6 protein-coding genes are annotated in these 9166 nt (G+C 33.9%); 2 read left to right on the top strand and 4 right to left on the bottom strand.

The annotated features are described in order from the left end of the window. The 4 genes from ACIQ2I_RS06115 to ACIQ2I_RS06130 all read right to left on the bottom strand — a co-directional run. A partial coding sequence (locus tag ACIQ2I_RS06115; RefSeq protein ID WP_396181552.1) for a DUF3341 domain-containing protein occupies window positions 1–487 on the bottom strand: 487 nt, incomplete at its 3' end. A gap of 11 nt (window positions 488–498) precedes the next feature. After that, window positions 499–1938 (bottom strand): NrfD/PsrC family molybdoenzyme membrane anchor subunit, encoded by a 1440-nt coding sequence (gene nrfD / locus ACIQ2I_RS06120; RefSeq protein WP_396181557.1) that lies wholly within the window; start codon window positions 1936–1938, stop codon window positions 499–501. Window positions 1939–1962: 24 nt separating this feature from the next. Then, window positions 1963–5028, bottom strand: a complete 3066-nt coding sequence (locus ACIQ2I_RS06125; RefSeq protein ID WP_396181553.1) for a TAT-variant-translocated molybdopterin oxidoreductase — start codon at window positions 5026–5028, stop codon at window positions 1963–1965. Window positions 5029–5059: 31 nt separating this feature from the next. After that, on the bottom strand, window positions 5060–6391 hold the full coding sequence (locus tag ACIQ2I_RS06130) for a c-type cytochrome (protein ID WP_396181554.1): 1332 nt from the start codon (window positions 6389–6391) through the stop codon (window positions 5060–5062). A gap of 207 nt (window positions 6392–6598) precedes the next feature. On the opposite strand from ACIQ2I_RS06130, the gene ACIQ2I_RS06135 reads away from it, so the two are divergent. Together ACIQ2I_RS06135 and ACIQ2I_RS06140 are read left to right on the top strand one after the other, a co-directional pair. Further along, window positions 6599–6991, top strand: coding sequence for an SPOR domain-containing protein (locus ACIQ2I_RS06135; protein WP_396181555.1), 393 nt, complete (start codon window positions 6599–6601; stop codon window positions 6989–6991). Between the two features lie 52 nt (window positions 6992–7043). Continuing rightward, a partial coding sequence (locus ACIQ2I_RS06140; protein ID WP_396181556.1) for a TonB-dependent receptor plug domain-containing protein occupies window positions 7044–9166 on the top strand: 2123 nt, incomplete at its 3' end.

Consider the following 9166-nt stretch of genomic DNA (forward strand, 5'->3'; position numbering starts at 1 on the left):
TTTTTTTAAAGAAAGAAACCAATTCTTCTTCGTTATTATGAACACCAACTTCCATTAAAAAATGGTCATCCGTTGTTCTTACATCTGGATTTTCTGCTTGTTTGAATGGCCATAATTTGCTTCTCATGTAAAAAGTAATTACCATTAAGTGAGCAGCAAAAAACACGGTCATTTCGAACATAATTGGAACAAAAGCTGGCATATTTTCTATATAACTAAAACTTGGTTTTCCACCAATATCTTGAGGCCAATCTTCAATCATTATAAAACGCATCATAGTTGTTGCAACAGATATACCCACTATTCCGTATAAAAAGGCACAAATTGCAAGGCGTGTTGCTGGTAAACCCATGGCCTTATCTAGTCCGTGGACTGGAAATGGCGTATAAACTTCTTCAATGTGATAATGTGCGGCTTTAGTTTTATGAACTGCTGCTAACAAAATATCATCGTCGTTATATATAGCATGTACTACTTTATTACTCATAATTCTTTATATTAATGATGATCGTGTCCTTCGTGTGCATCATGTCCGTGATTGTCATGATGTGGTTTAGTATCTCCTCTTTCTCTTTTGAAATTATCGCCTGATGATTTTAGAATTGTTTTTACTTCGGCTTGAGCAATTACTGGAAAACTTCTAGAATATAATAGGAATAATACGAAAAAGAATCCAATAGTTCCAATAAATATTCCTGCATCCACAAAAGTGGGTTGAAACATCGTCCAAGATGATGGTAAATAATCTCTATGTAATGAAGTTACGATAATTACGAAACGTTCAAACCACATTCCAATGTTTACCACAATAGAAATAATAAAAGAGAACGCTATACTTGTTCTTAATTTTTTAAACCACATAAATTGAGGAGAAAAAACATTACAAGACATCATTAACCAGTAAGACCACCAGTAAGGACCAGTTGCTCTATTTAAGAAAGCATATTGTTCATATTCTACACCTGAATACCAAGCTACAAATAATTCTGTAATATATGCACAACCTACGATAGAACCCGTAATCATAATAACGATGTTCATCAATTCAATGTGTTGTACGGTAATATAATCTTCTAAACTAGATACTTTACGCATTATAATTAATAATGTATTTACCATTGCAAAACCTGAGAATACCGCACCGGCCACAAAATAGGGCGGTAAAATAGTAGTATGCCAACCAGGAATTACTGAAGTAGCAAAGTCAAAGGATACAATAGTGTGTACAGAAAGTACAAGAGGTGTTGCTAAACCAGCTAATACTAAAGAAACTTCTTCAAAACGCTGCCAGTCTTTTGCTCTACCGCTCCATCCGAAAGAAAGGATAGAATAAATTCTTTTATTGAAAGGTGTAATTGCTCTATCTCTAAGCATTGCAAAATCAGGTAATAAACCCGTCCACCAGAAAACCAATGACACTGATAAATACGTTGAAATAGCAAAAACGTCCCATAGTAAAGGTGAGTTAAAATTCACCCATAATGAACCGAATTGATTTGGAATTGGTAAAACCCAATACGCCAACCATGGGCGACCCATGTGAATGATTGGAAACAAACCTGCCTGAATTACAGAGAAAATTGTCATCGCCTCTGCCGAACGATTAATGGCCATTCTCCATTTTTGACGGAATAATAAAAGTACTGCAGAAATAAGTGTTCCTGCGTGACCTATACCTACCCACCAAACGAAGTTGGTAATATCCCAAGCCCAGCCAATTGTTTTATTTAAACCCCAAGTACCGATACCTGTTGTGATTGTGTATGCCATACAGCTAAGTCCCCAAAGGAACGCCGCTAATGCTATTGAAAATACTGTCCACCATAATTTGTTAGCTCTTCCTTCAACTGGACGAGCTACATCTACGGTTACATCGTGATAAGATTTATCACCAATAACCAAAGGTTTTCTAATGGGTGCTTCGTAATGAGACATAATCCTTTATATTGTTTCTATTAATACTTATTTATCGTTTCTTACCTTAACATGATACATCACGTTTGGTTTTGTTCCAATGCTTTCTAATAAATGATACATTCTGTCGTCCTCTAAAAGTTGAGCAACATCTGATGCTGCATTATTAATATCTCCAAAAATCATAGCACCTGAAGTACAAGCTGAAGAACAAGCCGTTTGGAAATCATCTTTCCCAACTTCTTTCCCCTCTTTTTTAGCTTTTAATATAGTAGCTTGTGTCATTTGGATACACATAGAACATTTTTCCATCACCCCACGAGAACGAACATTTACATCCGGATTTAATACCATACGTCCTAAATCATCATTCATATGGTAATCAAACTCGTCATTTTTATTGTACAAGAACCAGTTGAAACGACGTACTTTATATGGACAGTTATTCGCACAGTAACGCGTACCCACACATCTGTTGTAAGCCATATGATTTTGACCTTGACGAGAGTGCGATGTAGCAGCAACCGGACAAACTGTTTCACAAGGAGCGTGGTTACAGTGCTGACACATTACAGGTTGGAAAACTACTTGTGGATTTGCAGAAGGATCTTCCATTTCTTGTAATGTAGAAACCGTTTCTGTTAGCCCTTTTGAGCTATCTTTCTTAACAATATCACCAGAGAAAGTTTCTTCAGATGAATAATACCTGTCGATTCTTAACCAGTGCATATCCCGACTTCTTCTAACTTCAGTTTTTCCGACAACTGGTACATTATTTTCTGCATGACATGCGATAACACATGCACCACATCCTGTACAAGAATTTAAATCGATTGATAAGTTGAAGTGGTGACCTGTACTTCTATCAAATGAAGTCCATAAATCTACTGATGTAGCAGCAACTTCTTTATGATCTAATGAAACAACTGGTGTTGGATTATAAATTTCCTTATCACCTGCTTCATTTGCTTTATTAAAAATAGATAAAGTAGTATCTTTTACGATGTCACCTCTACCCATTAATGTTCTTTGTAATTGCACGCAAGCAAATTCATGTTCCCCTTCAGTTAAAGTAACTGAAGCCGTTTGATTTGCATTTCCATTTGCGTATAACGTGTAAGCATTAACGCCGGTTTGCATTTCGTCTTTTAATGCTTCTTTTCTACCATATCCAAAAGCCAAACCAATTGTTCCAGCAGCTTGTCCTGGTTGAATAATTACTGGCACATTTTCTAAAGTAGCTTTTCCAACTTTAATTGAAACATAACTTCCGTTTAAACCTCCGTTGGCTACATTAAAGTTTTCTAATTTATATTTTTCTGCATCTGCTTTAGATACTGTTACATAATTGTCCCAAGATACTCTTGTTATTGGATCAGGAAATTCTTGTAACCAAGGGTTGTTGGCTTGCTGGCCATCTCCCATTCCAACTTTACTGTATAAAACTAAGTCTAAACCGTTAGATTTTGCAGTTGAAAGTTTTGCGGCTGAAGCTCCAAAATTACCTGCTTGTGCAGTAACATTTCCAGCAGCAGTGACTGTAAATCCGTCGTGAACTGCTTGATTCCAAGATTTTCCGCCTAAATTAGTAGTAGCAAAAACTTTTAAGAAATCATAATACGGAGTGGCAATGTCATTCCAAGACAATAAAGCTTCTTGAAATTGTTTTGTATTGAATAAAGGTCTAATTGTTGGCTGAGCAATACTATAGTTTGAACGTGTAATGGCAACATCATTCCAAGACTCTAAATAATGACTTGCAGCTGCAGCAATAGTAGTTTTAACAGCGGTTTCATCTTCTTTAGTTGAGAATGAAACTGATAATTTAACTTTTGCTAAACCTGCAACAAACTCTTTTGAATTGGCTAAAGTATATACTGGATTCACGCCACTCATAATTAATGTGTGCACTTTTCCAGCATTCATGTCTGCTACTAATTGCGCAACAGCTTTAGCGTCTCCTTTTCTTGTAAGCTTAGCATCAGAAGGATTAAAAGCTTCAGATTTTAAAGCTAAATTGATACCCAAGACTAAATATTGTGCATCAAAATCATCTAAACCTGTAACTACAACTCCTTTAGATCCAGCGGATTTTAATTGTTGCGCTGCTTTTTCTACTTCTTTATCTAAAGCACCTACACTATTTACAGAAACATTTGAACCTGTAACCGCATTGTATAATTTTACTAAAGCTAGTTTTTGACCCGCAATAGTTAATGGAATTCTTTTATCAGCATTAGCACCAGCTAATGACATATTTGCTTCAATTTGAATGTGTTTAGACATTTTTCCGTTTTTCGGAACACGTCCTTTTGCATATCCAGCATCATAACCGCCACCTTGCCAATCTCCAAGGAAATCTGCACCGATAGATACAATAGTATCTGCGTTAGCGAAATTATAATTTGCCAAACCTCTAAAGCCGTAAGCCGCTTGAAAAGCATCTAAAGCATTTGAATCAGAAATTGCATCATATATAATGTGCTTAACATTAGTATATTTAGTTGCTAAATCTAAAATTAATTTATCTGTTGAAGGACTTGCTGTTGTGTTAGTTAAAACCACAACTTGACCACCTTTGGTTTTAGCGTCAACTAAACTAGCTTTCACTTTTGCATTTATCTCATTCCAAGTTGCTTCTTTTTTATTGATTTTAGGATTTTTCAATCTTAAATTATCATATAAAGACAAAACGGAAGCATGAACTCTTGCATTAGCTCCGGTTACGGCACCTAATGTAGTATTATTTTCAACTTTAATAGGGCGACCTTCACGAGTTTTAATTAATATATTCGCAAAATCATAACCATCCGCGATGGTTGTAGCATAAAAATCCGCTACACCTGGGATAATTTCTTCTGGTTGAACCACATAAGGAATTGACTTAATTACTGGACCTTCACAAGCCGCTAATGATGCTGCGGCAGTACTGAAGCCAACGTACTTTAAAAAGTCGCGTCGCGAAGTAGATGAATTTGAAAGATTTTCTTTATCACCTAGAAACGCATCAACAGGGATTTGCTCTACAAATTCGTTGCTTTGTAACGCCTCAACAATAGAACTATTTTCATTTAGTTCTTCAACACTTTTCCAGTATTTTTTGTTTGATGCCATTGTATATAGATATTAACTTCTTATATTATTATTAATAGTGACACTTACCACATTCTAAACCACCCATTTGAGCAGCTGTCAACTTAGAAACACCTAATTTCTTAGATAATTGTTCGTGGATTTTTTTGTAATAACCATTGTCTTCCACTTTCACATTTGTTTCTCTGTGACAATTGATACACCAACCCATTGTTAAAGGTTGTGCTTGTTTCATTACCTCATAAGTTTGCACTTCTCCATGACATTTTTGACATTCGATCCCCCCAACAGTTACGTGTTGTGCGTGATTGAAATATACAAAATCAGGTAAATTATGAATTCTAACCCATTTTACAGGTTTTGTTTTACCCGTATATTTTTGAGTGGCTTTGTCCCATCCAACCGCGTCATATAATTTCTGAATTTCTCCAGTGTAAAATTCTTTAGTGTATTCCACATAAGTAGAATCTTTAGAACCTTGGAATTCAGCAATGTTTTTATGGCAATTCATACATACATTTAATGAAGGAATTCCTGAATGCTTAGAAACCCTTGCAGAAGAGTGACAATAATTACAATCAATACCATTTTCACCAGCATGTATTTTGTGTGAATAATGTATCGGCTGTATTGGCTCGTATCCTTGATCTACTCCAATTTGCATGAAATAACCATACATAAAATAAGCAGAAATTAAGAGGAACAAAATAGCAGTAACCACCATTAAAAACTGATTTTTAACAAATGCTTTCCAGAAAGGCAATCCTTTAGGTGCTTCAGCAACTTCAAGACCTTTAGCATCTATTACATTTTTTAATAATCTTTTAACTGTAACCAACATAAATACCAAAATACCCAATACAAATGCTAACACACCTAATATTAAGTTATTTGACACGCCACCTTCTGTTTTGTTGGCAGCACCGCCAACAGCTGTTTTTGGAGTTTCAGCAGCCGGAGCAACTTCCATAGTATATGCTATAATGTTATCAATGTCACCATTAGATAATTGAGGAAAAGCCGTCATATTTGCTTTTGCAAATTCTTCGTATACTTTTACTGCTTTAGCATCACCAGACTTAATAAGGTCTGAACTATTTTTAATCCATTTGTACAACCATGCTTTGTCATACTTATCGCCAACACCTCTCAATGCAGGGCCAGTCATTTTTGCATCTAATTTGTGACAAGCGGCACAATTAGTGTTAAACAATTCTTTTCCTTTTACTGGATCACCTGAACCACTTGCTGGTGCCGCTGCAACTGCAGCAGGCGCAGCAGCTGCAACAGCTTCTTGCGCAGAAACGCCCAATACAAACATTGTAAAAAACGCTAGAGAAAAGATAGTTTTTGAAAACGATTTAGGGTTACCCAACTTTTTCATATTAAAAATTAATTATCAAACTTATTTTTGGTATGGTTTTAGCTAATGCTTTAACATACTTTTTTAAAAACTTGGACAAAAATACAACATTAGAATAATTATAAAAACCCTAAATTTATCTTAAAATGTAATTTATTTTAATTCTAAATAAGATTAAGGACAATTATTTAAATCTTAGTAATAAATTTGCATTAAATATCATTCATTATGAAGACTTTAAAAAAAATAACCGGATTTTCAATCTTAATATTTACGATTTTATTCTCGCAAAATATTTTTTCACAAACCTCGAAAACTATAATTGAGCAAGATGAAAAAATTGAAAAATTGCTTCAAGAAAAAAGAAAAAACAATTCGGGTATTACTATAAATGACAAATTTAAGATTCAAATATTTTTTGGAAATATAGAAGAATCGAAAAAAACTTTACTTGCGTTTAAAAAGGAATTTTTATTAATAGACGGCACTATCGTTTTTAGCAACCCATCATACAAAGTTTGGGTTGGGAGTTTTAAAAGTAAAATTGAAGCAGAAAAATCTTTAATTCAAATTAAAAAGAAATATCCAAGTGCCGTAATTATTGAACCTAATAAAAAATAAAATCTTTTTCATGGCATAATTTTTGAGGCTTTGTTTCTTTAAATAATTTAAAATGATAAAAAAATACTCATTCCTTTTAGGTTTTCTGATAATAAATTTACAATTATCTTTTAGTCAAGACGTTACAGATACTATCAAAACACAAAACATTGAAGAAATAAAAATTAATTCTAAAAAAATTTTAATAAATAAAAACCAAACACCCTCACAAATTGAAATCTTTTCAAAAGAAAAAATAGAATTTCAAAACTTTCAAAGCACGGCCGATATGTTGGCCAACTCGGGTGCTTTATTTGTACAGAAATCGCAACAAGGTGGCGGAAGTCCTGTAATTAGAGGATTTGAATCTAGCCGGATTTTACTTTTGGTAGATGGCCTACGAATGAATAATCTAATATTTAGAGCCGGTCACTTACAAAATGTTATTACCATTGATGAAAATTTCTTAGAAACAGCAATAGTTCAATATGGTCCAACCTCATCATTATATGGCAGTGATGCTCTTGGAGGTTCGGTAAATATGATTACGAAAAACGCAAAATTTATTGATGGTTTTACTGGGAATTTTAATACGCGATATTCTTCTGTAAATGAAGAAAAATCTGGCTATTTTGATTTAAATTATGGTACATCAAATTTTGCATCATTAACTGCATTTTCATATAACGCTTTTGGTGATTTAAAAATGGGAAAAAAGAAAAACCATAATGGTGATTTCTTTGGAGAAAGAATAAAATATGTGGAAACGATTAACGGTACAGATGTTGTAACACAAAATGAAAACAAATACAATCAAGTTGGCAGTGCATTTAAACAATACAACTTTATGCAAAAATTAGTTTATACATCTAAAAGTGGGTATATTCATAATGCCAATTTTCAATACTCAACCTCTTCAAACATCAATAGATACGATCGATTAACAGATCCTGCAGGCAATGGTTTAAAAAGCGCCGAATGGTATTACGGACCACAAAAAAGACTTTTAGGTGTATATAGTATGGAAAAAGAAAATGTGTTTTCTAATACCGATTTTAAATTAGATGCGGGTTATCAAAACGTTGAAGAAAGCAGGATGAATAGAAATTTTGGAAATTACAACCTACAAAACAGAATTGAAAATGTGAATATTTATTCTTTAGCCGCAAACTTTGAAACCAAATTAAAAAAAGGAAATCTGTATTATGGTATGGAAAATTACTATGATGATTTGAAATCGACTGCCTTTAAAAACAATATCAAAACTGGCGTAATAGTGCCTTTAGATACAAGATATCCTAACGGGAAAAACAATATGATGCGAAATGAGTTATATATTTCCTACACTTCAAAAAGATACATAGCTACAAACTTTTCAATGGGCGCAAGAATTGGATACGCTACGCTAAGCAGCACAATTGCTGATAACTCTATAATGTCATTACCTTTTAATGAAATAAAACAACAAAACTTAACCTATAGCGGAAACATTGGTTTGGTGCACAACGCTTCTGAAAACTTCATCCTTAAAACCAATGTAAGCTCTGGTTTCAGAGTGCCAAATATTGATGATTTAGCAAAAATATTTGAATCTGGCGCAGGAACTTTGATAGTGCCAAACAAAGATTTAAAACCGGAACAAACTGTAACTGGAGATTTTGGATTTGTGTTAAAGTCTAAATCAAATAAACATCAATTTGATGCAACTTATTTTTACACGCAATTATATGATGCTATTGTAACGGATAAATTCACTTTTAACGGTCAAAACACCTTTGATTTTGGTGGCGGTGATTTAAGAAACGTAGTGGCCAATCAAAATTTAGGGAAAGCATTTGTAACAGGTGTGAACGGAAATATTAAAACCACTTTAACTAAAAACGTACAATTTAATGGTTCTTACAATGTTACTTTAGGAAGAGTTACTACTGATGGGAACAGCAGGCCTTTAGATCATATTCCACCATATTTTGGGAAATTAGGAATATACTTCAATCCAAAATGGGCGGATTTTGAAGCTTATATGTTGTTTAACGGGAAAAAACACTTAAGTGATTATTCTACAAGTGGCGAAGACAACTTAAATTATGCTCCAGCTAATGGCATGCCAGCTTGGGAGACGTATAATTTTAAAGCCGCTACTAAAACAATGGAAGGATTTACTTTATTTACAGGAATTGAAAACATATTAGACAC

Origin of the sequence: Flavobacterium sp., from assembly GCF_044368995.1 — a bacterium.
GTDB lineage: Bacteria > Bacteroidota > Bacteroidia > Flavobacteriales > Flavobacteriaceae > Flavobacterium.